Here is a 24,819-nt window from a genome sequence, read left to right as displayed (position 1 = left end):
CCGTTCAAATAGGGGTAAAAAATTAATAAGTATAAGTTCATAAACTAACAACTCATTGGACAAGTCCAATAATAAACCTGAATAAGTTAATCATACTCCAAAGCAACCAAAACCACCACTCCAAGAAATTGAACAGGTCCAATTGCAAGGATTGATCAAGCTTATCTTCCCACTGAAGCTTCCACCAAGAAATTGGAAAATCCAATTACGAGGTAATGCATACGCTTCAGATAACTTCGAAGCGGTCAAAGCTTTCAGCACCGAGAAGGTTGGACGAAGCAATTCTCGAGGAGCAGAGCGTACGTTATTGGTACGTGAGCACCGGAGAGATGAAGCTACGTTCAAGATTCGATGCCGATTAAGCTACAACGCCATACTTCGTGATCAAAGCTTTGACACATTGCCACGGTTAAGGGCAGTTACCCCAGTCCGCGAAACCTCACGAATACCGTATGGTTTAAGCAATTCAATCATAGCATCGATTTTTTCAGTATCACCAACGACTTGTACCATTAATGTATTAGTAGCGATATCGACAACAGATGCTCTGAATGTATCAACAACTCCTAGAACTTCAGGACGTGTTGATGGCTCAGCATTCACTTTAATTAATGCTAATTCGCGAGAAACCATTGCATTAGCACTTAAGTCAATAACTTTAATAACATCAATTAATTTATATAACTGCTTAATAATTTGTTCAAGCGTATGGTCATCGCCAGAAGAAACGATAACCATACGAGACAAACCTACCTCTTCGGAGGCACCTACAGTAATACTTTCAATATTGAATCCACGTCTTCCGAACAGTCCAGACACACGTTGCAGAACGCCTGGCTGATCGTTAACAATTACAGCAACAGTATGTTTCTTCATTCTGCATCCCCCATGATCATTTGATCGATTGTGCTACCTTGAGCAACCATCGGATATACATTTTCGTCACGACGAACAACAAATTCTACAACAGCGGGCCCAGGATGATTCATAGCCTCTTCCCAAACTTTGCGAGATTCTTCTTTGTTCGTAGCACGGAAGCCTTTAACACCATAAGCTTCAGCAAGCTTAACAAAATCAGGGCTACCAGCTAAATCAATATGACTAAATCTGTTTTCATGAATAAGCTCTTGCCATTGACGAACCATGCCTAATACTTGGTTATTTAATATAACAACCTTAACTGGAATGTTGTTAATTGCACAGATCGCTAATTCTTGAGCACACATCTGCATACCACCGTCACCATTGATTGATACAACTAGACGATCAGGATTGGCCATTTGAGCACCAATTGCAGAAGGGAAGCCAAAGCCCATAGTTCCTAGACCACCTGAAGTAACCCATGAACGAGGCTTATTGAATTTATAGTATTGTGCAGCCCACATTTGATGTTGACCAACGTCAGTTGTTACAATAGCGTCACCTTTAGTTGTTTCATGAATTAACTCAACAACCCATTGCGGCTTAAGCTCTGTATCTGAATCTTTGTATTTGAAAGGATGTTGCTTCTTAGAAGCAAGCACTTCCGTTCTCCACTCATCTGCTAGATTAGCACGAGTTGCGGTTAGATTCGCAATCTCAAGTACAGTTTTAACATCACCAACGATTGGAATGTCTGCATGCACGTTTTTACCAATCTCAGCTGGATCGATATCGATATGAACAATTTTCGCAAGTGGAGCAAAACCACTTAACTTACCTGTTACACGATCATCAAAACGAGCACCTATGTTAATTAGTAGATCCGCTTTTTGTATTGACGTGTTTGCAGTATAAGTACCATGCATCCCTGGCATTCCAAGCCATAGATCGTTACCACTTGGGAAACCACCAAGACCTAGTAGTGTAGTTGTAATCGGAATTTCTGTTTTCATAACGAATTCAAGAAGTTGTTCATGAGCACCAGAGTAGACTACACCGCCACCTGCAAGAATGATCGGACGTTTTGCTTCTTTAATTGCTTTAATCAATTTATCAACTTGAAGCTTATTTGGTGATACCGTTGGATTGTAGCCGCGAATACTTACTTCGTTTACCGGCTTAAACAATGTTTTCGCAGCAGATACATCTTTAGGAATATCGATTAACACTGGACCTTTACGACCAGAATTCGCAATATGGAATGCTTCGTGAATGACTCTTGGTAAATCTTCAACATCACGAACCAAATAACTATGCTTCGTAATTGGCATTGTAATTCCTGTAATATCCGCCTCTTGGAAAGCGTCTGTACCGATTAATGTACTGATAACATTACCAGTAATAACAACCATTGGTACGGAGTCCATATAAGCTGTAGCAATACCTGTCACAAGATTTGTTGCTCCTGGACCAGAAGTTGCAATACATACACCTACTTTACCACTTGCACGAGCATATCCATCAGCAGCATGGATAGCACCTTGTTCATGTCTTGTTAGTAGATGGTTGAAATCGGGATTTCCATGCATTGCATCATATATATATAGAACTGCGCCACCTGGATAACCGAATACACAATCTACTCCCTCAAGCAACAAGCTGCGTAGTAATATTTCTGAACCTGAAATTACCTCTGGTTTAGAAAATTTCTCAATTAGCTCTTCTCTTGATTTCGTTGTCACATTTGTTGTTGTCATTTGTATTCCTCCTCTCGAAAACAAAAAAACCTTCCGTCACTGCCCACAATCATTTTCATGAAAGTGTACAGGGACGAAAGGTTGATCTTCCGTGGTACCACCCAAATTCGTTATCTACTTCTCAGTAGACAACCTCAACAGGTTGGAGTCATGCATAAATACACATGGAACATCCTACCATAGGCACTTTAACGCTTGCCATGCGAATTCCCCTAATCAAAAACTTTTCAGGGAAATAGCTCAGAGGCGACTTCGTAATATAGGGATTCTGGTATTGGTTTCAGCTAATCCAATACTCTCTGAGCAGTAGAGCCCTAAATACTTTTTCCTCATCATTGCCGATTGCTTTATATCGTAGATAGTATAAATATACATTGGATATTACTTTTCATTATTATATGACGATTAAACACATCCGTCAATAACCTATAATTATTCTTTTATTAGTTTACCATTTTATTTATATTTTATGCAAATCTACGTCTTCTGTGAAATCTTTTTCTACGTCTACATCTGTTACAGCCGCAAGGTCGACGGCGTTGGAATCCGCAACCGCAGCCACAACGTCCACGACGTGCACCACAACATGAACAAACTAGAAATGCTAATAGCCCAACTGCAATGATCCCGAAAATAAAGAAACAAAATATAAATTTAGTTTCAACTTTTTTATTCTTATCTACTGAAAGCGGAGCTAGAAATATTCGATCTCCGTCTATCGCAACCAGTTTTCCTTTAACCTTTTTCCCATTCGCTTTCTCGATATATATATGTTTACCTACATACTGTTCAAAATCTTTCTTTGCTAAATTATTCACTTGATAAGACACCTCCTCTACTAGATAGGACAGTATATGCATCTTATCGCGGACAGGACTGTATGTATGTCCGTAAGCACAACAAAAAAGGCACTAATTATCTCACGAAAAGATAATTAGTGCCTCTATTTAGAAGTCAACGATTACGCGCCAACTTTTTCTTTTGCAACTTTTGCTAAAGAATTGAAAGATGCAATATCGTTAACAGCTAGATCAGCTAGCATTTTACGGTTAACTTCAACGCCTGCAAGTTTCAAACCGTGCATTAATTTGCTATAAGAGATGTCGTTCATACGTGCTGCAGCATTGATACGAACGATCCAAAGTCTGCGGAAATCACGTTTTTTGTTACGACGGTCACGGTAAGCATACATTAATGAATGCCCAACTTGCTCCTTAGCCGATTTAAATAAGCGATGTTTCGAACCAAAGTAACCTTTAGCTAATTTAAGAATCTTTTTACGACGACGTGTGCGGACAAATCCGCCTTTGACTCTTGCCATGAATAGAAACCTCCTGAGGGTATAATCAATTTATTTTTCAATAATTATTTGATGTTAGAAAGACCTTGCTGAATACGACGAACGTCACCAGCTGCCATCAATGGTTGACTTGCAAGGACACGTTTTTGGCGTCCTGATTTGTGAGAAAGTAAATGGTTTCTGTAAGCTTTGTAACGTTTAACTTTACCTGTACCAGTAATTTTGAAGCGGTCTTTAAGACTGCTATGCGTTTTCATCTTGGGCATTGTAATTATCCTCCTTAAAAGTTATACATAAGTTTAGGCATTGCTTTTTGGTGCCAAAATCATAATCATGCTCCGGCCTTCAAGCTTAGGAGCGCGCTCAACATTGCATATTTCGGCAACCTCTTTAGATAAACGATCTAGAATCTTTTTCCCTAAATCAGCATGTGCGATTTCACGACCACGGAAACGAACAGAAGCTTTCACTTTGTCGCCTTCGTTTAAGAATTTAATTACATTACGGAATTTAGTTTGATAATCATGTTCATCAATGTTTGCACGGAACCAAACTTCTTTAAGATCAACTACTTTTTGGTTCTTACGTGCTTCTTTTTCTTTCTTCTGTTGCTCATAACGGAATTTACCATAGTCCATAATACGGCAGACTGGCGGTTTCGCTGTTGGTGCCACGTTAACAAGATCAAGATTCAATTCAATCGCCATTTGCAGTGCTTCACGTAATGGCTTGATTCCAATTTGTTCACTCTCTGGACCAACTAAACGAACCTCACGAGCGCGAATTTCGTCGTTGATTTGATGTTCTCTGCTAATAATGTTCCACCTCCAAATTATATTACCTGCACAAAAATATAGGATGCGAGTTCGATTGAACCCGCATCCTATAAACGTAATGTATCATCGAAATCGAATAGTTAACATTCGATTATTCTGCATTCGTTCATCGCAACCAGTCAGTATATACCGAACAGGTGAGAAGCGGGTGCCTCTACTTGTGCAATGTATTCAATTAATAATCCTTAGATAATATAACACAACAATAAGCGCTTGTCAATCATTTGCCTATCATTACGAAATGTTCATTTATTTTCCTCTAACCTCTTCGATACGTACAACTCGTGTATGCTCAGTATGACTCCATACTTTGTTGTTCTGTGTGAAGAACGCATAGAAAGTAATTGGGAACCATGAAATTAAGAAGAAAGGCAGCGTGAATAAGTGACCGAACATTTTCCACGACTTCACTTTTTCCATCATCATTGCTGCAGGGAATTGTAATACTGCTGCACCGATAACAATTGTAAGAATCCAAAGCGGCAACGCACTATAGATTGAGAAAATAACATTGTCTGCCGGAATAATCAAATCAATCCACAATATAACGGTTAATAAGAAACCTATAAGTGTATTGTATACAGAGAAAGAATATACTGCAGCATCAATTTTTGTAAGATTACGTTCTTTTATACCTGCCCACAATAGCGGGAAAAAGAATTTTTTAGCTACATTGAAATGACCTTGCATCCAACGTAAACGTTGACGAGCTGAAGCTTTAAAAGTAACGGGTTTTTCATCGTAAACTTTTGCATCATAATTCAAGACTGGATATACGTTACGCTGTACACAACGCATAGAGAATTCTAGATCCTCAACTAAACTCGTTGCACCCCAACCCATTTCTTTCAACAAGTTGGTATCGAAACACATACCTGTACCACCTAAGAAATTACTCATTTTTAAATTCGTACGAGATAACTGCCATAGACGATTACAATACCAATACGTAATCGCATAAGCAGCTGTTACCCAAGAATCAGCGGGATTTTTTGTATCAAGGTAACCTTGGATTACTTTGTAATCAGCACATAGATCATCATTCATTAAACTTAAGAAATCGTGGTTAACTAAGTTATCCGCATCAAACATAACAACAGCATCGTATTGACGAGGCTTAGCCCATAATTCCTTCAACATCCATTCAATAGCGAACCCTTTACCACGTTGCTCTAAATTTGTACGTTCGCAAGCATATACACCATGTTGGCGTACGATATCTGCTGTACCGTCAGTACAATTATCACAGATTACAAAAACGTCATACAATTCAGATGGGTAATCCATTGCTTTTAAATTTTCAATTAACGCCCCTACTACTTTTTCTTCGTTATGCGCCGCTACAAGCACAGCGAATGATTTTTGCGGTTTCTGTTTTGGTCTACTTTTATTTTTCTTAAAACCAAACATTGATAAAGAAAATTGGTATACCGCAATGATTGCCAGCAGAACTTGAACTACAAGAAATGCTACTGTCATAACCATGTTGTATCGCCCCCTTTAATACATCTTTCTCTCTGTGTTTGAAGAATTTTTAATATCCTTCATAAAACTTTAATAACCTTTTGATTGTGCAGTGTAACTGTCACTCTTGTCAAAATGAAAAAAAGGTCTATAATAGCCACATTGGGCTATAAAAGCGTTTGCATCGTGAATAATCTTCATTTTTTCTTTACAATGCTACGAAAACATCCCGTTCTCATATATTTTGCCTCTGTGAAAGGGATCATTTCGTTTATTTGTTAGGTTTACCATAATTAAAAGTTTCTATTACCCATACTTAAAACTAAAATGGTATAGTATACATGTAAAAAAAGAATTCGATCACAACTTGAGTTATACTGAGTTTTGTATTTGGAAGGATGTATTGAATGAAAAAATGGATTAGTCGGTTGAGAATCCATGAGGAACGATTGTTAATATGGGCCAATCGAAGACTATCGCACCGCATGGTATTTCGCTTTATGCACAATTGGATGAATGTTATCACTCATCTAGGTGGGGCTACTTTCACCATTAGCTTTTCCTTATTGTTAGCTATCGCCGCAAAAGGCGAAATCGCTACTATTGGTTGGAAATGTCTAACTACATTGGCGATCAGCCACATTCCCGTTGCCCTATTAAAACATAAATTCAGACGCTTACGACCTTATCAGTCCTTGCCTGATGTAAATATTGGATTAAAACCACTTGAAGATCCTTCATTTCCTTCAGGACATACAACGGCTATATTTGCTTTAATTATCCCAATCATGCTTAACGCTTCGTTGTTGCCTTTCTTTGTTGTACCACTCGCATTGATTGTAGCATTATCCGTTGCATGGTCTCGCATGTATCTAGGTTTACATTATCCATCAGATATTATAGCAGGCGGAGTTATTGGAACAGTTACTGCATATGCTGTTGAATTTTTTTGGCAAGGGACTTCGGGGATCTAGAACATTGGCCAACACGATTACTTAACATCATGGTATTAAAGAATGAAATCATATTTTAAGAAGCTATCATGGCACTGTCACCTCATTGGGGACATGCTTCTGGTAGCTTTTTTATGTTTAACTGTAGACACTATTTTTAAGTTCTTTTGCAACTTTTCTGCACATTCATCGTAATATGTTGAAGATGAGATTGATTATCGAAATACAAAAAGCCCAATTAACAACTTAGTTGCTAATTGGACCTCAAAGGTTTTTATCTACATACGATATTTTGTTTTCTTCTGCTCACGATGTTCTTTCAATACATCTTCACCAATAACAACTTCAACACGGTGAATAGGTTGTCCCAGATGATAGAACTTTGTCTCGTACTCTGTAAATACAAGATCTTCACGGGGCTCGTCTTTATGAAGATTAAGCGAAATATTGCGCATCACTAATTCCATATCAGCAAAACTATTTAACGAGAAGTCAAACAATGATTGCGAGTCTGTTTTGAAATGAATTTCCCCACGTACATTAAGTTTGTTCATATACTTTTCTACAAAGCGAGGATGAGTTAAACGACGACGTGCGTGTTTGCTCTTTGGCCATGGATCACTAAAGTTAAGATATATGCGCTCAAGTTCATTATCTTCAAACATTTCGTCGATGTTTTCGATATTTGCACGAAGTAACGCTAAGTTTGGAGGTGTTTCTTCACCTTTCTCCTCCCATGCGATACGCCCCTTTTCACTAGCTCGACGAATAAGTTCATCGTACATGTCAACACCAATGTAGTTGATCTCAGGATTACGCACACTCATTTGACTAATGAATTGACCTTTGCCCATTCCTAATTCTACATAGATCGGACGATCGTTACCAAAAAATTCATGCCATTTCCCTTTATATTGAGAAGCATCAAGCACACACAAGTCAGTTTGTGACTCTATGCTTTCAAGAATTCCTTTTCTCCCTCTTAGACGCATTGTTATATCTCCTTCATTATGTTCAAGTCCATAGTATAATCAGATATTATTGTGCCTAACAATTGCTCGCTTGTAAAGAACTTTCCGATTTATTATGCATATTACCAGATAAGTACAACAAAAGGAAAGATAAAAAACTCGCAGAACTACAACAAAAAAGACTGATAAGGAATACCAGTCTTTACTATTATTATGTAGGCGACGTTACTGATCTATTACAGCCGTCGCTTTTCGATTTAGTTAGTTGTTACAAATAAAACGCGCTTTCGTGAGAACCTTCTTTGTTCATCGTCTGTTCCAGTGCACTGTTCAATTTTTTGTGAGCCGAAACTTTCAAGGAATTATTATCATTGAAACGCACCCCTGTAAGAGCAATAAGCTCTTTTACCGTAAGTTCAACAGTCAATAATTCATCGCCTTGTGGAATTTTTGTCATATTCATCTCTAATCACCTCATCATATATTATGAAAATGAAGATAAAATTATGCGAATTTGAATCCGTTTCCAAAAAGTAAATGTTAGGTTTTTTTATTGTCATCTCGCACTTTTAATATAACACATCATGTTACTTTTAACAAGCCACCATCTTCATTTCCACACTATTATTCATTTCCGAACATTACAGAAGTTATGCAATAGAAAACATGGCTTTTCGACTTGTTTTTCGTTACAATTGATGATGAAGTATCGAAAAGGATGGTTAAAGATGATTAATAGTCAGAACACCTCCGAGCAACCTTTGCTGTGGGGAGATAAAAATTTTCATACTTGGAATTATGAAATGCGTAATGAGTTCAATTCTAAAGTATTCAAAGTCACGCTAGATGCAGGATTCACATGTCCTAACCGCGATGGTTCGATTGCCAAAGGCGGCTGTACGTTTTGTAGTGCACGCGGATCAGGAGATTTCGCGGGAAGTAGACGAGACGATCTAGTTACTCAATTCAATACAATTCGTGATCGACAACATCAGAAATGGCCTGATGCCAAATATATAGGGTATTTTCAAGCTTATACAAACACATATGCTCCAGTCAAAACACTGCGTGAATACTTTGAAGTAATAGTAGATCAACCGGGTGTTGTTGGGCTTTCCATTGCCACAAGGCCGGATTGCTTACCAGATGATGTAGTTGATTATTTGGCTGAGCTGAATGAGCGCACCTACCTGTGGGTTGAAATGGGATTGCAAACTGTTCATGAATCTACATCTACATTAATTAACCGTGCACATGATACCGCCTGTTACCTTGATGCTGTTCGCCGCTTGCGTGAACGCAACATTCGTGTCTGCACACACATTATATATGGTTTACCAGGAGAAACGCATGAAATGATGCTAGAAACTGGTAGACAGGTTGCTAAGATGGATGTTCAAGGGATAAAGATCCATTTACTGCATCTCATGAAAAAAACTCCTATGGTGAAGCAATATGAAGCGGGTCTGTTGCAATTTTTAGAAATGGACGAATATGTAAAGCTAGTTGTCGATACGCTTGAAATATTACCGCCTGAAATGACTGTTCATCGTCTTACTGGTGATGCTCCAAGAGATCTAATCATTGGTCCGATGTGGAGCATGAAGAAATGGGAAGTGCTTAACGCATTTGATCGCGAACTTAAAGTCCGCAACACTTGGCAAGGTAAGCTATGGAGGCCGGAGGGATAAAGATGGGGTTTATATCTGCTCTAACAATGGCTCACCGTTGGATTACTGAACGTGTGACCACTGGCAGCTTAGTTATTGATGCTACCGCTGGTGGAGGTGTGGATACACTTGCGCTTGCTCAGCTTGTAGGCGTAAAGGGTACCGTGCTTGCCTTCGATATTCAACAAGAAGCTTTAGATAAGACAGCTACAAGATTGCAGCAATTCAAAGATCCGACTACATTAGCTACTGTCTCTCTTATTTGCGATAGTCATGCTAATATGGGCAAGTATGTTGATCAAGCAGGTACAGTAGGTGCGATCATGTTCAATCTCGGATATTTCCCTGGGGGTGATGAAAGCATCATTACGATTCCTAGCTCAACGATCGAAGCGCTTGAACAATCACTAGAATTACTTAAAGTTGGTGGCATTATTACTTGTATGCTTTATCCCGGTCATACAGGAGGCGATACTGAAGCCGATGTCGTGCAACAATGGGCAAGCAAACTGCCTGTTGAACGAGCACAATGCATTATGTATCGACAGCTCCAACGTCAAAATGCCCCCTATCTCATAGGCATCGAAAAACGCTCATAATATTTGAGTCAGTATAGCAATAAATTTTACAAAGCTACAGTTGTCTATCATCCTATTCGACTACTGTAGCTATTATATAAAACTTGTTGACTAATGTTACATATTGTAATCGCTTTAATACAATTGAATAATAAAGGAGTATTGTTATGTCTATTCAAAAAATCGAGCATGTTGGTCTTATGGTAAAAGATATTGAAACTTCAATTCAATTTTACACAAAAGTACTTGGCTTAAAGCACTTACGTACGATGCCACACTCTAATGGCTTGATCACTTTAGCTTTTCTTGGATATTCGAATTCCAATGAAACCGTCATAGAGCTTATTCAAAACTATAATGAAAACCTTCCTGCTGAAGGAAAGGTTCATCATATTGCATTTACTGTTACAAATATTGAAGCGGAATTTGATCGTATGAAACAACTACCTGAGGTCGAGCTTAAAGATGAAGAATTGATTCGACTACCTGATGGCTCGTTATACTTCTTCTTTTATGGCCCTGATGGTGAGTTTCTTGAATTGTTCCAACCTGGTAACATTACTCCGTATCCTTTGCAATTCCAACCTGAGTTCAAGGAACGTATATGGGGTGGTCGCGCACTAGAGAAGTTTGGTCTAATGCCTCCAGAAGGGGCTATTGGTGAAGGTTGGATGATCAGTGACCATCCAAATGGCATAACCAAGGTCATTAACGGTCCACTTGCTGGAACAGGGCTTGATGTTATTCGTGAGCAATTCGGTACCTCTTGGTTTGGTAAACATGGTGTATCTAGTAAGAGCAATCGCTTCCCGCTTCTTATTAAACTGCTAGATTGCAATGATGACTTATCCGTGCAAGTTCATCCAACAGATGATTATGATCAGTTGCCCGCTGGTGAGTTAGGCAAAACTGAGATGTGGTACATTCTATCCGCAGAACCTAATGCGAAGATCATATATGGCTTAAAAGAACATGTATCGCGTGAGCAACTTGCACAAGCGATTGCCGAAGGAACTATTATGGATAATTTGCAAGAAATTTCTGTTAAGAGTGGGGACGCTTTCTATATTCCTGCAGGCACAGTACATGCGTTATGTTCAGGAGTCGTTGTCGCTGAAATCCAACAAAACTCCGACACTACGTATCGTTTGCATGATTACAATCGCCTAGGGCTTGATGGACAACTTCGAGAGCTCCATATTGAAGATTCATTAGCCGTAGTTGCCTATGAAGGCGCAGGCGCTTCTTATGTCGATACATCGGCTATGCAAGCTGGGCAATGGTTAACGATTGCTAATTCTCCTTATTTCAACGTAGAAAAAGGGATCATCTCTGAAGCTACTACTCTCGCAACGAGTAAAGATAGTTTTGAGATCGTTGTCATTGCCGAAGGTACTGGAACGATTAGCTGGGGAGATGAACAGCAAGAGCTGGCAACTGGTCAGTGTTTCCTACTACCTGCAACTTTAGGAGAGTATACGCTTTATGGTAATCTTGTTGTGTTACGCAGCGTTGTACCAGGCGAATAAAAGTAAACGATAAAAGACAACAAAAATCCAGTCGTAAGTATGGGATAACCCCACACTTACGACTGGATTTTTTCTATTGAAAGATTACGCAATAGAATAACAACTACTCCACTGATAAATCTATTTCAATGTGTGAACTTGTCCCTTCTCTATCATATATTTTTATTTGCTTTAAGCTCCCATCAATCTGGTACACTAAGAAACCCTCATTATCTTCCTCAATTAATTTCAGTTTAGGAAAAGGCGCAGTAATAACGTATTCACCTTTTATTTTAGTATAATGAACCTCAAGCAGAAATTCAGTTCCGCAATAGCCATGAACTATCAAATGATCGGGTCTGAGAGTGATCTCATTAATGCCTTTAGCACGCCAAATATAATGTAGACTCAAATTATTCATAATATATTTTGCGAATGCATCATCGTCAGCATCAATGTTGCTCTCTTTCCATAAATCCATGTCGTACTCATAGAGTACTGGGTCCAACTTTACATTGAGCAACAAAGTCTTATTTGCATCATTATAAGTAATGAGTGGGTCAGATAGATCTAGATCTTTAGGTTTTATACAATACTATTCATAAAAAAATGCACCTTGCCATTTTCCATGAAACCGGCAAGATGCATCTCTAAAGTTGTGTTGTTCTATTGTTGTACCGTTTGGCTAATATTAATACTATATATGTTAGCAGAGGATTGTTTCTCACCTTGCTCCTGAATGTACATCGCAATCAGCAATGATTCCCCTTCAGCTACCACTTCACCTGTCTCAAGGTAATGAGGCATATTGAATGGTACTGTTTCTAAGACGATATGTTTTTGCAAATCACGCTCATTGAAGCGATAACTAGCAAACTGCTCATTGACTTGTTCCGGTTGCTCAGTTAGCTTCTTCATCCAGCTTGACCATTCAGATTTATCCATGATGGAATCCCACCATACTTTACGAGGCTTATAACGATGGTTTCTATAATAATCCAGCTTCATTAATCCTTGTAGTACTGGAAGATCAAGTTGCTGCCCTTCAGCCTCTTGTGCATAGATAAGATAAGACCACAAGCGTGAGAATAGATCCTCTAGCTGATGACCAATTTTCTGCCAGCCTTGTCTTTCCCAATAATCACCGAAACTTTGGAAGAAGTCAAACGGTGAGTCGAATACATGATCAACGAGATATAGCAATGTGCTATCCATGCGATGGTCATTCCAGTATTTCTCTAGAACGTCCTCGACGCGCTTAATTCTAACAATATCTGCAAATGGCATGAGATCGTTACCAAGCATTTCATACGGCGCACGATCTTGGTAGATGTAACCCCATTTATCCGCTTCATTACGTAAGCCAGTCCCGCGTAACATTTTCAAGAAACCAAGTTGAAGTTCCTCAGGACGTAGTGCAAATACATCATTAAATGTGCCACGGAACGTATCATAGTTTTCAAGTGGTAGCCCCGCAATCAAATCGAGATGCTGATCGATCTTCCCTGATTGTTGGACCTTCGTTACGGTACGAACAAGCTTACTCCAGTTCTGACGACGTTGAACAGCTAGATTCGTTACATCATTCGTAGATTGAACACCAATCTCGAAGCGGAACACACCTGGCGGAGCATTTTCAGCCAAATAATCAAGTACCTCTGGACGCATAATATCTGCCGTTATCTCAAATTGGAACACACAGCCACGATGATTTTCAATTAAAAATTGGAACATTTCTAGCGCATAATCACGCTTAATATTAAAGGTACGGTCAACGAATTTAATCAGCTTGGCACCTTGATCGATAAGATAAATAATATCCGCCTTAGTGCGCTCGATATCGAAATAACGCACACCTACTTCAATACTGGATAAACAGAATTGACAACTAAATGGGCAGCCACGGCTTGTCTCAAAATAAACGATGCGGTTAGCTAATTGCGGAAGATCTTCTTCAAAACGGTAAGGCGACGGAAGTGTATTCAGATCAAGCTTCGGACGACCTGGATTAATTCGAATCTCTACGCTATCAGCTAAATGTTTGCGGTAGGCAATTCCAAATACCATATGATATTTTTGTGTTGTTTCAATTTCAGTTAAGAGATGATCGAAAGTTTCCTCTCCTTCACCCATAACGATAAAGTCTACATCAGTAAGTCGTTCCATCCATTGCTCTGTATCATAACTTACCTCAGGACCGCCTAAAATAATTTTCAGTTCAGGCTTTATTTTACGTAACATATTAACGACGGTAATCGTTTCTTCAATATTCCAAATATAACAAGAGAATCCTACAACATCTGGTTCTCTTGCAAATATATCAGATACAATATTCATTGCAGGGTCTTTAATTGTATACTCCGCAATATCCATATCAAATTTATGACCACTAAATGCCTTTAAACAGCGTAGTGCAAGCGATGTATGAATAAATTTCGCATTCAGTGTCGATAGTACGACTTTCATGTATTGTCCCTCAGCTTTCGTTTCAAATAAAACTCGCATCCTACTCTTTGTAAATGAATACGTATTATACTATTGTAACTAATTTTAATGTAAATAAGAAGGCTAGAGCATACATTTCCTAATAATATGTAGTCATTTGAGTAGTAAATTGAACTATCTCCATCTTTGCCAGCTCCATAGCTACCTATACAAATAAAAACCGTCATATTAGCAGAGTCTCTACTAACATGACGGTTTGACTTATGTTAAATTCGTTAGATTATTAAGCTTCCGCTGCAGGATCGAATGAACGTGTTGCAAACTCTGCATCAAGCATATAGAAAGCATTGCTATCATGGTCAATACGTTTTAATTTCGTAATAATCCCATCAAATAATGCTTCTTCTTCAACTTGTTCATCGATGAACCATTTCAAGAAGTTAATTGTTGCATGTTCACGATCGTTCATTGCAATATCAGAAAGATCATAGAAACGTTTTGTGTTTTGCATTTCATGTTTGTAGCCCTGCTCAAACACTTCAAGTACAGATTCATATGTGTTGTTCGGCTCTGCCAATGATTGAATAGTCGCGCGACGTCCACGATCATTCAAAAATTTATAAATTTTCATACCATGAAAACGTTCCTCTTCCGCTTGCACAAGGAAAAAATTCGCGAAACCATCAAGATTATCAGCTGAGCAATGTGCTGCCATAGCTAGATACACATGAGCGGAATAAAATTCAAAGTTCATCTGGTCATTAAGTGCTGTTGCTAAATTATCATTCATAAAATGTGCACCTCACATTTCTTATTTGTAATTATTCTAACATAAAAATTAAGCTAAGCAAAGTGAAAAATCATTTTATTTCCAATCTCCCCTCATCTCTAGCACAGTCGAGCTCTTTGAATTACCTATACAATAATAGTTCAAAAAGTTTGGCTGTCAGTACCAAGAAGATTCTATGAAGCTAGGAAACGAGTAGCGGAATGTACGTTATTGGTACATGAGTAACGCAGGCTTCCGATGAATGGAATATTCGAAGTCGATTACGCTTCAAAGCAGTTCATCGTCATCACAGTCAAGCTTTTTGAATTACCTATACAATAAAAGTTCAAAAAGTTTGGCTGTCAGTACCAAGAAGATTCTATGAAGCTAGGAAACGAGTAGCGGAATGTACGTTATTGGTACATGAGTAACGCAGGCTTCCGATGAATGGAATATTCGAAGTCGATTACGCTTCAAAGCAGTTCATCGTGATCACAGTCAAGCTTTTTGAATTACCTATATCAGCCCACAATTTTCTTCAGGCGCTTATATAACTTATCAGGGGTCGCTTCTATAATGGGCTGGGATTTGATCATAACAAAGCATCCAGATCTACAAGATTTACATTGACCAAGACATCCTGTTTTCTTCTGCTTTAGTTCAGGATATTTCTTCTTCAGACTCTTGTACACTGGTTTCAAGCCTTGTTCTAAGCTACGCTTACAATACTTAATCTTCATGTAGCACCCACCACCCATAATGATAATCAATCTCAATACTTATGATGATAATGATTATCAGAAGCAATGTCAACTTATAATTATGAGTAAGATGGACATTTGCCGAATTCGTAGACGGATTAGAGATTATTATAGTCCCCCATCTACTAGAGAAGCTAGATTACGTTAAGCACAAAAAAAGGTGCCCGATTCATTCCGAAGAATGAGTCAGACACCTTTTTCAAACTAACGCGTAAAATTAAAGTTTTACAACGTTTTCAGCTTGAGGACCACGGTTACCTTGTACAATATTGAATTCTACACGGTCGCCTTCATCCAAAGATTTGAAGCCTTCGCTTACAATAGCGCTGAAGTGAACGAATACATCGCTTCCACCTTCAACTGAAATGAAGCCAAAACCTTTTTCTGCATTAAACCATTTAACGATACCTTGTTCCAAAGTCGTTACCACCTTATAAGTATTTACTAAGTCCCTGTATTCACAAAAAGTCACAACCGAATCTACGGCAATTGAATTAACGAAAGCCTAATTACTGGCTGCGACTAAGGTCTTAATATCAATATAAATCATATTATCACACCTTGCATGAACTAGCAAGAGATGTATTAAATTTACATCATTATTTTTTCAATAATTGTACTGCTTTTTGTAACTGATAATCATTGGCTTGAAGTAAACTTCGTACATCTTGAACAAGTAAATTACCTACTTCATCTGTATATATACCATCTACACTTATTCCTTTTGCAGACTCATATTGTTTCACAGCTTGTACTGTTTCCTCGTCATATAATCCATTATTTGATGGAGAATAACCAAGTACTAATAGTATTTTCTGCAATGCGATCACATCATCACCAAAGCTATTGAGCTTAAGCTCTACTCCATTGCTAACTGGTTTCAAATTCGCATAATCAGGAAGCTCTACGGTATCAGTTGGTTCAACACCTATTTTGTGAATACCACTTCCACTTGGTGTTTTCCATTCTGCTTCCGTTAACACAAGTACTGAGCCAGAGTAGAATTGTTCATACGTTTGAACCACACCTTTACCGTATGTTTTCACACCTACAATACGCGCATTAGCTGATTCCTTTAGTGCCGCTGCTAGCACTTCGCTTGCACTTGCGGAGTATTGGTTCACGAGTACTACAATTGGAGTATTGAACGGTTCATCCTGCTTGGAATTGAAACTGATCGTCTTCTCTTCATTTTTATAAACCACGTCAAGAATTTTTTTACCGTTTGGTACTAGTACATTTGCTATCTCGACCGTTTGATTGAGTAATCCTCCTGGATTTGAGCGTAAATCAATAATTAAGCCTTTCATATTTCCATCTTTCATTAAGCTAGCTAATGCCTCTTTGAACTCAACATCAGTCGCTTCAGTAAAACGGGAAATGGCGATCATCCCAATATTATTATCTAGTTTATTCAAAGTAACGGTATGAACTGGAATTTCAGCACGTTCAATATTGAAGTCTGTAATTGACTCTCCGCGCTTTATCCCTACTACTACGCTAGTTCCTTTCTTACCACGAACTTTACTCAGCAGTTCATTCAAAGTGTACCCTTCAACGGATTGCTGATCTACAGTTACAATTTGATCCGCAGGCTTTAGGCCAACTTTTTCTGCAGGCATATCTTTCACTAATGTACTAATGAAGAATTTCCCATCTTTTTGTTGAACTTCTGCACCGATTCCATAAAAGTTTTTATTGTAAGAGTCCGCGTAATTTTCTCCCGCTTCATCAGCTAAGTACTGTGAGTATTGATCCCCTAATGAGCTAACCATTCCAGCAATAGCACCATCAATAAGCTCCCCACTATCCGCACCATATAAATAGTTATCCTGAATTTTATTGTAAGAAGCTTGTAGCAAATCAAAACCTTCAGCATTTATAACAGGGTATTGACGTTTTGTCCATGCATGTCCACCCCAAAAACCGCCAATCAATGCAATTACAACAAAAATGATTAAGTACTTATTCGAGTTACTTGCTTTCTTTTCAAATGGTTCCATGTATGTTTCTCCTTGTATGTCTAGTTTGTTTTCGATACAATCATACTAGCTTATTAACAGCAGTCTGAAGGGAGTTTTTCGACAACTATGTACAAATTAATTGCAATTGACATCGATGACACATTACTTAACGATGATATTATTGTTACAGAAAGTACCAAACAAGCACTAGCACAAGCTATTGAAGCAGGTGTAACGGTTACTTTGGCAACTGGACGCATGTACTCATCTGCTCGTAAAATTGCCGATCAAATCCAACTCAATGTACCAATTATCACCTATCAAGGTGCCCTAGTCAAAACTTTGCTTGATGAACAAGTTTTATACGAACGTTGTGTTCCAGTAGATGCAGCACGTCAATTGATGCAATATGCTAAAGAGCATAACTTGCACTTGCAATTATATGTTGACGATATATTATATGGCACTGAAGATAATGCACGCATTCAAGCTTATTCTCAGTTAGTTAACATCCCATATGAGATCGAACCAGATTTCTCAAAACTAATCGATAAACCCAATCATAAAATGCTAATTATTGATGAACCCGAAGTGTTAGATCATCATATTGTAATTTTACAAGGTCTTCTAGGTGAACAGCTTCATATTACGAAATCTAAAGCACATTATCTTGAGTTCATGCACAAAGAGGGCACAAAAGGTCATGCGCTCAAATATTTGGCTCAACATATTGGTGCTACGATGGACGAAACTATTGCCATCGGTGATGCATGGAATGATCGTGAAATGATTTTAGCAGCTGGACTTGGAGTAGCAATGGGTAATGCAGTGCCAATGCTCAAAGAAATTGCAGACTATATCACCTTATCGAACAATAATGAAGGGGTAAGTCATGTCATAGAGAAGTTTATTTTCAACAAATAGAAAACGTTGAAATAAAAGGATTAATTCCCGTCTTTCTATTTCTTAACGATTTAATCAAAGGGTAAAGCCACATTAGTTGCACAATATGAGTATCATTTGCTCTTATTATGCACTTCCCAGACAATTAATATTAATTCTTAGATCAATAACAGTGTAAATATGAAAATGCCGTAGCACCATCATTAAATGGACAGCTACGGCTTTATATGTGTATACATATTATTTACTATGACTTTTACATTTGGGATTTTCACAAGCTTTGAAATTACCTATAAAATCAAGACGATGATCTACAACCTTAAAGCCATACTCTTCCTCAAGACGTTGTTCAAGATCTAACAACCAGTCATCCTTGATCTCTTCTAATGCTCCGCATGTATGACAAATCAGATGATGATGCATATGCTCATGATCCTGTCCTCGAAGATCAAATCTTGCAACACCGTCACCAAAGTTCATTTTGGCTACAATTTGTAACTCTGCTAGAAGCTCTAGTGTACGATATACCGTCGCAAGACCGATTTCAGGGAATTTCGCTTTGACAAGCATATATACATCTTCCGCACTCAAATGATCTTCTTCATTTTCAAGAAGCACACGGACTATAATTTCACGCTGTGTAGTTAGCTTATATCCACTTTCCATTAAGCTGTGTTTAATTTTTTCAACTTCAGCTTGTATATTCATACTTACGCCTCCTACAGACAACTTTACACATACTAATTAATATTATCATTTCTCAATTTAGAATGATTCTAAAATAATGGTATGCTATTTTGCCTAAGAAAGCAACCATAAATAGAACTATGCTAGCAAATAATTTGAAAGTATCTGCTAATATAGTTCTATTCGATAATTTTTTTGAACATAAAATTGCAAATATTTCACTTGTCAGTACCAAGAAGATCGCATGAAGCTAGGAAATGAGGAGCGGAATGTACGTACTTAGTACATGAGCACCACAAGCTTCCGATGAATGCAAGCTTCGCCGTCGAATTAGCTACGTAGCCTTTACATCGTAATCACAAGTGTACGATTTGAGTTTCCTCTACAGGTCAGCGAGCACTTGGTACCATATCCCACGCTTCGAGTACAACAACTCACGCACATGATCCCATCCACCTAGATACTCAATATCAAATATATCAGCTGGTTGTTCGAATAGATCTTGACTGTCAGCCGCTACTTGCTCATTCACCGCTCTGAAGCCATGTTTCACAAAAATCGACTGAGCTTCCTCTGACATCATATAGTTGTAAAATGATTGGGCTACTTCACGATTATGATGCTCATCAACATGCTTATCTATAATTGCTATTGGATTTTCAATTAAGATAGTATGCTCCGGAATAATAATCTCGTAAGGTATACCTTTACTTATTCGCGCACGCAATTCATTCTCGTAGGTAACGATAACATCTCCGACACCGTACTCAAAGGCTGCCATTGAAGCGCGTCCACTCTTGTCTAGAGACTCGACATTAGCGTGTATTTGCTTCAAAAAGTTTTTCGCATATTTCTCATCCGCATATCCGAGTTCCTGCTCAGATAGCTTCAGACCGGCTCCGAAGATCGCATTAATATCCCACTGTGCACCACCTGAAGTTTTGGGATTGGGATATAATACTCGGACATCCGCTCTTGTGAGATCATTCCAATCTTGAATATGAAGCGGATTACCTTCTCTTGCTCCTAGTACAACGATTGAACGCGAAATCATTCCTTTATGCTCATTATTGCGCCAATCATGAGTAATAAGACCAGCAGCCTCTATCGTATCGATATCGCCTTCCATTGCTAGTATTGCAATATCTGCATCAAATCCACCAATAATAGCTCTAGCTTGAGTACCAGATGCCTCATACGATTGTTGATAGATTACCTTTTGTCCAGTTTCGGCTAACCATTTCTCTTGGAATAATGGTAATAGTTCCTCAATCGCATCTTTGGCTACAGAATAAGCACCAATAACTAAAGTAACCTCGCCAGCTTTACCCTGTTCGAAATTTCCTTCTTCCCCTTCAATAGGGGTAACCGTCGAAACTGCGCTACTGCAACCATTTAATACCATTGTAAACACTATGATTCCAATGAACAGCAAGAAAACTGACTTCATATTAGAACGTTGAACGCTATTCCTCACGACCCACCCACGCCTTCTATGCCATATTGACCGTACTTAGATAAAGACTGGAAGTGGATCCACCTTCAATGGATTTTCCATGATCCAGCTTTTCTCATCGTTAAACAGATATGCGCGATGCACAAGTACTTTGACACGTTCACCTGGTTGTAAAACCTCTTTTTCCAATGAACGATAAGTGATCAGCTTTTGATCCCCTACTTCTAGCTCTACCATCCATTCACTACCACGGAAATGGAGATGTTTCACCGAAGCATCAACTGTAGCCGAAGCAAGTACGATTTCCCCAGGTCTGCCTACTTCTATATATTCCGGACGAATAAGTGCTTTAATCCCTTCATCTACAGCAACATCTTCAAATCCACGAATAAATTGAATGTTTTCAATAACCGAAGATTCTCCAATGAAACTAGCAACAAATGGCGTTTGTGGGTTTTTGTATATATCCCATGGTGTACCTTTTTGTTCAAGTTCACCTTTGGAGATGATCATAATCTCATCGGCAACCTCGATTGCTTCTTCTTGGTCATGTGTTACAAATATCGAAGTTATGCCAAGCTCAGAGATCATATCTTTGAGCCAAGTACGTAATTCAGTACGAATCTTGGCATCTATTGCAGCAAATGGCTCATCAAGTAACAGCAATTGCGGCTCAGGAGCTAAAGCCCTGGCAAAGGCAACACGTTGACGTTGTCCACCAGATAATTGGTGTGGGTAACGATGTTCAAATCCTTTTAATCCTGTCAGCTCAACTAAATACTGAACCCGTTCTTTAATATAAGCCTTATCTTGCTTTTTCACCTTTAGTCCAAAGGCGATGTTATCGAATACTGTCATATGTTTGAATAGCGCGTAATTTTGAAATACAAAGCCAATCCCGCGTTCTTGTGGAGGGAGATCATTAACCCTTTTGCCATGAAAGTAAATATCACCAGAAGTTGGCGATTCAAGACCAGCTAACATGCGAAGAATAGATGTTTTCCCACCACCACTTGGTCCTAAAAATCCGATTAGCTTACCCTTTTCAATCTCAAAGCTAACATTGTTGACAGCTTGAAAATTCCCAAATGATTTGTACAACTCTTTCACTTGTATATGCATAATCTAATGCACTCCCTTTCTTTTCTTCGTCCACTCCATCAATAACAAAAGCATAATTGAAAATGCAGCAAGTACTAGTGCAATCGCATTAGCGGCTACTACATTGAAATTTTCTACATCCTGATACACTAATGTCGTTGCAGTCTGTGTCTTGTTTATAATATTGCCTGAGACGACTAGCACCGCTCCAAATTCACCAAGCGATCTAGCCACCGTAAGCACAACACCATAGATAACTCCGAACCGGATATTCGGCCAAGTCACTTTCCAAAATGTATACCATGAGTAAGCTCCTAGTGTTGAAGCGGCTTGCTCTTGTTGATCCCCGATTTCTTGTAAAACAGGCATCACTTCACGGATCATAATCGGGAATGTTACGAATAATGTGGCAAGTATCATACCAGGTAACGCGTATACAATCTGCACACCAATATTATTGAAGAACGTACCTATTACTGTATTGGGACCTAACAGTAAAACGATCATCAACCCTCCAATTACGGGAGATACAGCAAACGGCAAATCGACAATACTATTACTTAATCGTTTGATCGTAGAGGAAAGCCATGTTGCTCTTACCAGATATAAGGAAAGCATTACGCCAAAAAAAGTATTAATTAAGGTTACAGTAACAACTATAATTGCGGTCATCTTAAGGGCATGTAACGATTGCGGTCTAGCTATGGCGTCAATAAAGCCATCGAACCCCTGAGCCCATGCTCCAGTGAAAATCTTATACAACGGAACAACTAATAGTAATATTATTACGACATAAGTTAAGCTAATCCATAGTCTTCTCATAATGTATTTCCTCCGCGACTCAGCTTGTTAATGAACCATAAAATGATGAAGGAAATCGTAAGAAGTAAAACGGACACTGCAGATGCACCTTGTGGATTATTACTTTCTATTTCCCCAAAAATATAAACGGAAGCAACTAATGTTTTACCCGGAATATTTCCAGCAATTAATACTACAGCTCCAAATTCTGCTAAGCCTCTTGAGAATGCAAGCATCCCTCCGCTCAGAATGCCTGGTAGCATCGTCGGCATAATAATTTGAAAAAACGTTCTGAATTTAGATGAACCTAGTGTATATGCTGCTTCTTCTTCTGACTTATCCAGTTCTTCCAATAACGGTTGCAAGCCTCGTATTACGAATGGAAAGGTTACAAATACCATGGCGACTACAATCGCTGGTTCATGAAAGACGAGACTTAGTCCAAACCACTCAAACATTACACTACTTGGACCCAACAGTAGTAAGATGATAAAACCAGCGACGGCAGTAGGTAGTGCGAATGGTAAATCAATTAAGCTATTAATAATACTTTTACCGGGAAACTCATAACGCACGAGTACCCATCCAATCATCGTTCCAATGAGTATATTAATTATCGTTGCTATACCTGCTAGTTTTAATGTTAAAAATACAGCCTTCCATGCAAGAGGATCGGAAATATTATCCCAGAAGTTTAATAGGCCAGATGAGAACGATTGTGTGTAAATACTTATGATAGGAATAATAATTAAGCCAATAAAATAAATAATAACAATACTGCGAAAGCTGTAGCTCCATGTGCGGCTACGAAATAATGAATTCAATGTGCACGGCCCCCATTATTTATATAAGTAATAATTCCCACTTGAATACTAGGTATTAATAATGTAGCACCGCCACATTATGGAAGTCAATGTATTTTTTATGAATAATAGTAAAACCATCTGCAAATTTGCTTGTTTCACGCTATTTCCCTATTAAAATCCGCACATGCCCTTATAAACTTCACGTAATATTAAAACGAATGAATTGCATTCGTCGATATAGAACTCCACAACGTTTTCACCTATAGTTCGATGCATTTTCTAAACTTCGCGATGGAAACAGAAAAAGCTCAAAGTGTGTAAGAAATTTACACACTTTGAGCTTTTTGTATGGGACAATATCAATTTATATCGTTGTACATTATTCACCATCAATGAAATAACGATCTTTACCTGCTGTAATAGTAGCTTTCCCTTGAGTAAAATCAATGGCCCAAGCAATAAACGCATCAGCTTGATCACTTTCTGGAAGCGTACATACCGTCACTTTATCTGTGAAATCAACTTGGCCAAGACGAGTGTTGCGACTATGAAGTTCATTTTCAAGTTTGCCATACCAAGTATAGTCTACTTCTATAAACACTTCACGATGAAGAACATACTCAATCTCTTGAGCTGCCTCGATACCGGCAACGGCACCATCTGTGTAGGCTCTAACCAAACCGCCTGCACCTAACATAATCCCGCCGAAATAACGTGTAACGACGACAGCAACATTTTTGAGACCTTTATTTTTAATGACCTCTAATATTGGCTTCCCCGCAGTTCCGCTCGGCTCACCGTCATCAGAAGCTTTCTGAAACTGATCTCTTTCGCCGATCATATACGCTGAGCAATTATGAGTTGCCGTTCTGTGTAACCGCTTTATTTCCTCAATAAAAGCAACTGCCTCTTCTTCAGAAGCGACAGGTTGCGCATAGCCGATGAAACGAGAGCGTTTGATGACAATCTCTTGGTTCGCCGCTTCGCGAACCGTGCGATATCTTTGTAGCATCTCAAACACTCCTTGAAGGTAATTCAAATCATTCAATAGTGATTACGATATAAAGCTTCATGGCATCTTCTTGGCAGGTAACAAGTGAACGATTTGAATTTTTAATAAACTACCGCATTCAATGAAGGTTCAAAACAGTTGCCTGTAAGCACCAAGAAGCTAGGAAACGAGTAGCGCAATGTACGTTATTGGTACAAGAGGACACGCAGGTTTCCT

At 38.6% G+C, this 24,819-nt stretch carries 26 protein-coding genes, 1 pseudogene and 1 other annotated feature; of the genes and pseudogenes, 6 read left to right on the top strand and 21 right to left on the bottom strand.

Translation table 11 applies throughout. From position 1 onward, the window contains the following. Window positions 1–384: 384 nt before the first annotated feature. The 7 genes from ilvN to NV377_RS11190 all read right to left on the bottom strand — a co-directional run bounded on the left by ilvN (window position 385) and on the right by NV377_RS11190 (window position 6,233). Window positions 385–876: an acetolactate synthase small subunit gene (gene ilvN, locus NV377_RS11220; protein WP_258201309.1), complete on the bottom strand. Its 492-nt coding sequence runs from the start codon at window positions 874–876 to the stop codon at window positions 385–387. Then, on the bottom strand, window positions 873–2,618 hold the full coding sequence (gene ilvB, locus NV377_RS11215; protein WP_258201308.1) for a biosynthetic-type acetolactate synthase large subunit: 1,746 nt from the start codon (window positions 2,616–2,618) through the stop codon (window positions 873–875). The genes ilvN and ilvB overlap by 4 nt, the downstream gene beginning before the upstream one ends. A gap of 66 nt (window positions 2,619–2,684) precedes the next feature. Next, window positions 2,685–2,963, bottom strand: a binding site (T-box leader). Between the two features lie 122 nt (window positions 2,964–3,085). Beyond that, a complete protein-coding gene (locus tag NV377_RS11210; protein WP_258201307.1) occupies window positions 3,086–3,436 on the bottom strand; it encodes an LSm family protein in 351 nt (116 codons plus the stop codon). 143 nt (window positions 3,437–3,579) lie between these two features. After that, window positions 3,580–3,939 carry a 50S ribosomal protein L20 gene (rplT, locus tag NV377_RS11205; RefSeq protein ID WP_258201306.1) on the bottom strand — a complete coding sequence of 120 codons (360 nt, stop codon included), beginning with the start codon at window positions 3,937–3,939 and terminating at the stop codon, window positions 3,580–3,582. Window positions 3,940–3,983: 44 nt separating this feature from the next. Then, window positions 3,984–4,184 carry a 50S ribosomal protein L35 gene (rpmI, locus tag NV377_RS11200; protein ID WP_258201305.1) on the bottom strand — a complete coding sequence of 67 codons (201 nt, stop codon included), beginning with the start codon at window positions 4,182–4,184 and terminating at the stop codon, window positions 3,984–3,986. Window positions 4,185–4,217: 33 nt separating this feature from the next. Continuing rightward, window positions 4,218–4,733: a translation initiation factor IF-3 gene (infC, locus tag NV377_RS11195; protein ID WP_258201420.1), complete on the bottom strand. Its 516-nt coding sequence runs from the start codon at window positions 4,731–4,733 to the stop codon at window positions 4,218–4,220. 270 nt (window positions 4,734–5,003) lie between these two features. Continuing rightward, window positions 5,004–6,233 carry a glycosyltransferase family 2 protein gene (locus tag NV377_RS11190; RefSeq protein ID WP_258201419.1) on the bottom strand — a complete coding sequence of 410 codons (1,230 nt, stop codon included), beginning with the start codon at window positions 6,231–6,233 and terminating at the stop codon, window positions 5,004–5,006. A gap of 392 nt (window positions 6,234–6,625) precedes the next feature. Here NV377_RS11190 and NV377_RS11185 point away from each other — a divergent pair, with 392 nt between their 5' ends. Then, window positions 6,626–7,192: a phosphatase PAP2 family protein gene (locus tag NV377_RS11185; protein ID WP_258201304.1), complete on the top strand. Its 567-nt coding sequence runs from the start codon at window positions 6,626–6,628 to the stop codon at window positions 7,190–7,192. A gap of 257 nt (window positions 7,193–7,449) precedes the next feature. On the opposite strand, the gene trmB is transcribed toward NV377_RS11185, so the two are convergent. Both trmB and NV377_RS11175 read right to left on the bottom strand, forming a co-directional pair. Next, complete coding sequence (gene trmB / locus NV377_RS11180) at window positions 7,450–8,163, bottom strand: tRNA (guanosine(46)-N7)-methyltransferase TrmB (protein WP_258201303.1); 714 nt, start codon at window positions 8,161–8,163, stop codon at window positions 7,450–7,452. Between the two features lie 247 nt (window positions 8,164–8,410). Then, entirely contained in the window at window positions 8,411–8,605 is a 195-nt protein-coding gene (locus NV377_RS11175; protein ID WP_258201302.1) for a hypothetical protein, read from the bottom strand. A 265-nt stretch (window positions 8,606–8,870) separates the two neighbouring features. Here NV377_RS11175 and mnmL point away from each other — a divergent pair, with 265 nt between their 5' ends. From mnmL to NV377_RS11155, 4 genes and pseudogenes are all read left to right on the top strand, one after another. Further along, window positions 8,871–9,833 carry a tRNA modification radical SAM protein MnmL/YtqA gene (mnmL, locus tag NV377_RS11170; protein ID WP_258201301.1) on the top strand — a complete coding sequence of 321 codons (963 nt, stop codon included), beginning with the start codon at window positions 8,871–8,873 and terminating at the stop codon, window positions 9,831–9,833. 2 nt (window positions 9,834–9,835) lie between these two features. Continuing rightward, on the top strand, window positions 9,836–10,411 hold the full coding sequence (gene mnmM, locus NV377_RS11165) for a tRNA 5-(aminomethyl)-2-thiouridylate-methyltransferase MnmM (RefSeq protein WP_258201300.1): 576 nt from the start codon (window positions 9,836–9,838) through the stop codon (window positions 10,409–10,411). A 146-nt stretch (window positions 10,412–10,557) separates the two neighbouring features. After that, window positions 10,558–10,920 (top strand): annotated as a pseudogene (locus NV377_RS11160) (VOC family protein); the annotation flags it as partial. A gap of 27 nt (window positions 10,921–10,947) precedes the next feature. Next, window positions 10,948–11,919, top strand: coding sequence for a type I phosphomannose isomerase catalytic subunit (locus NV377_RS11155; protein WP_258201418.1), 972 nt, complete (start codon window positions 10,948–10,950; stop codon window positions 11,917–11,919). A gap of 103 nt (window positions 11,920–12,022) precedes the next feature. On the opposite strand, the gene NV377_RS11150 is transcribed toward NV377_RS11155, so the two are convergent. From NV377_RS11150 to NV377_RS11125, 6 genes are all read right to left on the bottom strand, one after another. After that, the gene (locus NV377_RS11150) at window positions 12,023–12,379 is read right to left on the bottom strand and encodes a hypothetical protein (RefSeq protein WP_258201299.1); all 357 of its coding nucleotides are present in this window, start codon (window positions 12,377–12,379) and stop codon (window positions 12,023–12,025) included. A gap of 185 nt (window positions 12,380–12,564) precedes the next feature. Further along, window positions 12,565–14,364, bottom strand: coding sequence for a B12-binding domain-containing radical SAM protein (locus NV377_RS11145; protein WP_258201298.1), 1,800 nt, complete (start codon window positions 14,362–14,364; stop codon window positions 12,565–12,567). A 262-nt stretch (window positions 14,365–14,626) separates the two neighbouring features. Continuing rightward, a complete protein-coding gene (locus NV377_RS11140) occupies window positions 14,627–15,133 on the bottom strand; it encodes a ferritin (protein ID WP_258201297.1) in 507 nt (168 codons plus the stop codon). Between the two features lie 500 nt (window positions 15,134–15,633). Continuing rightward, window positions 15,634–15,852: a DUF1450 domain-containing protein gene (locus NV377_RS11135; protein WP_258201296.1), complete on the bottom strand. Its 219-nt coding sequence runs from the start codon at window positions 15,850–15,852 to the stop codon at window positions 15,634–15,636. Window positions 15,853–16,090: 238 nt separating this feature from the next. After that, window positions 16,091–16,291 (bottom strand): cold-shock protein, encoded by a 201-nt coding sequence (locus NV377_RS11130; protein WP_258201295.1) that lies wholly within the window; start codon window positions 16,289–16,291, stop codon window positions 16,091–16,093. 181 nt (window positions 16,292–16,472) lie between these two features. After that, window positions 16,473–17,876, bottom strand: coding sequence for a S41 family peptidase (locus NV377_RS11125; protein WP_258201294.1), 1,404 nt, complete (start codon window positions 17,874–17,876; stop codon window positions 16,473–16,475). An 87-nt stretch (window positions 17,877–17,963) separates the two neighbouring features. On the opposite strand from NV377_RS11125, the gene NV377_RS11120 reads away from it, so the two are divergent. After that, window positions 17,964–18,761 carry a Cof-type HAD-IIB family hydrolase gene (locus tag NV377_RS11120; RefSeq protein WP_258201293.1) on the top strand — a complete coding sequence of 266 codons (798 nt, stop codon included), beginning with the start codon at window positions 17,964–17,966 and terminating at the stop codon, window positions 18,759–18,761. Window positions 18,762–18,980: 219 nt separating this feature from the next. Here the strand turns inward: NV377_RS11120 and fur are convergent, their stop codons facing one another. The 6 genes from fur to NV377_RS11090 all read right to left on the bottom strand — a co-directional run bounded on the left by fur (window position 18,981) and on the right by NV377_RS11090 (window position 24,603). Then, the gene (gene fur, locus NV377_RS11115; RefSeq protein ID WP_308860122.1) at window positions 18,981–19,448 is read right to left on the bottom strand and encodes a ferric iron uptake transcriptional regulator; all 468 of its coding nucleotides are present in this window, start codon (window positions 19,446–19,448) and stop codon (window positions 18,981–18,983) included. A 361-nt stretch (window positions 19,449–19,809) separates the two neighbouring features. Further along, on the bottom strand, window positions 19,810–20,877 hold the full coding sequence (locus NV377_RS11110; protein ID WP_373425820.1) for a sulfate ABC transporter substrate-binding protein: 1,068 nt from the start codon (window positions 20,875–20,877) through the stop codon (window positions 19,810–19,812). Window positions 20,878–20,940: 63 nt separating this feature from the next. Next, entirely contained in the window at window positions 20,941–22,005 is a 1,065-nt protein-coding gene (locus NV377_RS11105) for a sulfate/molybdate ABC transporter ATP-binding protein (protein ID WP_258201291.1), read from the bottom strand. 3 nt (window positions 22,006–22,008) lie between these two features. Then, a complete protein-coding gene (locus tag NV377_RS11100) occupies window positions 22,009–22,806 on the bottom strand; it encodes a sulfate ABC transporter permease subunit (protein WP_258201290.1) in 798 nt (265 codons plus the stop codon). After that, window positions 22,803–23,609 carry a sulfate ABC transporter permease subunit CysT gene (gene cysT, locus NV377_RS11095; RefSeq protein ID WP_258201289.1) on the bottom strand — a complete coding sequence of 269 codons (807 nt, stop codon included), beginning with the start codon at window positions 23,607–23,609 and terminating at the stop codon, window positions 22,803–22,805. Before cysT ends, NV377_RS11100 begins: the two co-directional genes overlap by 4 nt. A gap of 361 nt (window positions 23,610–23,970) precedes the next feature. Then, window positions 23,971–24,603, bottom strand: a complete 633-nt coding sequence (locus tag NV377_RS11090; RefSeq protein ID WP_258201288.1) for a YigZ family protein — start codon at window positions 24,601–24,603, stop codon at window positions 23,971–23,973. Window positions 24,604–24,819 lie beyond the last annotated feature (216 nt).

The sequence above is a fragment of the Paenibacillus endoradicis genome, from assembly GCF_024721975.1.
The sequence above is the reverse complement of the archived record's forward strand: the minus strand, read 5'-3'. Positions and strand labels throughout refer to the sequence as shown.

Excerpts from the sequence above, each read along its gene's own strand:
- mnmM (WP_258201300.1), top strand. The coding sequence starts at position 9,836 with ATGGGGTTTATATCTGCTCTAACAATGGCTCACCGTTGGATTACTGAA.
- rplT (WP_258201306.1), bottom strand. The coding sequence starts at position 3,939 with ATGGCAAGAGTCAAAGGCGGATTTGTCCGCACACGTCGTCGTAAAAAG.
- NV377_RS11090 (WP_258201288.1), bottom strand. The coding sequence starts at position 24,603 with ATGCTACAAAGATATCGCACGGTTCGCGAAGCGGCGAACCAAGAGATT.
- NV377_RS11140 (WP_258201297.1), bottom strand. The coding sequence starts at position 15,133 with ATGAATGATAATTTAGCAACAGCACTTAATGACCAGATGAACTTTGAA.
- NV377_RS11135 (WP_258201296.1), bottom strand. The coding sequence starts at position 15,852 with ATGAAGATTAAGTATTGTAAGCGTAGCTTAGAACAAGGCTTGAAACCA.
- NV377_RS11105 (WP_258201291.1), bottom strand. The coding sequence starts at position 22,005 with ATGCATATACAAGTGAAAGAGTTGTACAAATCATTTGGGAATTTTCAA.
- fur (WP_308860122.1), bottom strand. The coding sequence starts at position 19,448 with ATGAATATACAAGCTGAAGTTGAAAAAATTAAACACAGCTTAATGGAA.
- NV377_RS11145 (WP_258201298.1), bottom strand. The coding sequence starts at position 14,364 with ATGAAAGTCGTACTATCGACACTGAATGCGAAATTTATTCATACATCG.
- NV377_RS11120 (WP_258201293.1), top strand. The coding sequence starts at position 17,964 with ATGTACAAATTAATTGCAATTGACATCGATGACACATTACTTAACGAT.
- NV377_RS11150 (WP_258201299.1), bottom strand. The coding sequence starts at position 12,379 with ATGGATTTATGGAAAGAGAGCAACATTGATGCTGACGATGATGCATTC.
- trmB (WP_258201303.1), bottom strand. The coding sequence starts at position 8,163 with ATGCGTCTAAGAGGGAGAAAAGGAATTCTTGAAAGCATAGAGTCACAA.
- NV377_RS11190 (WP_258201419.1), bottom strand. The coding sequence starts at position 6,233 with ATGACAGTAGCATTTCTTGTAGTTCAAGTTCTGCTGGCAATCATTGCG.
- NV377_RS11175 (WP_258201302.1), bottom strand. The coding sequence starts at position 8,605 with ATGAATATGACAAAAATTCCACAAGGCGATGAATTATTGACTGTTGAA.
- NV377_RS11100 (WP_258201290.1), bottom strand. The coding sequence starts at position 22,806 with ATGAGAAGACTATGGATTAGCTTAACTTATGTCGTAATAATATTACTA.
- ilvB (WP_258201308.1), bottom strand. The coding sequence starts at position 2,618 with ATGACAACAACAAATGTGACAACGAAATCAAGAGAAGAGCTAATTGAG.
- NV377_RS11110 (WP_373425820.1), bottom strand. The coding sequence starts at position 20,877 with ATGAAGTCAGTTTTCTTGCTGTTCATTGGAATCATAGTGTTTACAATG.
- ilvN (WP_258201309.1), bottom strand. The coding sequence starts at position 876 with ATGAAGAAACATACTGTTGCTGTAATTGTTAACGATCAGCCAGGCGTT.
- NV377_RS11125 (WP_258201294.1), bottom strand. The coding sequence starts at position 17,876 with ATGGAACCATTTGAAAAGAAAGCAAGTAACTCGAATAAGTACTTAATC.
- rpmI (WP_258201305.1), bottom strand. The coding sequence starts at position 4,184 with ATGCCCAAGATGAAAACGCATAGCAGTCTTAAAGACCGCTTCAAAATT.
- NV377_RS11185 (WP_258201304.1), top strand. The coding sequence starts at position 6,626 with ATGAAAAAATGGATTAGTCGGTTGAGAATCCATGAGGAACGATTGTTA.
- mnmL (WP_258201301.1), top strand. The coding sequence starts at position 8,871 with ATGATTAATAGTCAGAACACCTCCGAGCAACCTTTGCTGTGGGGAGAT.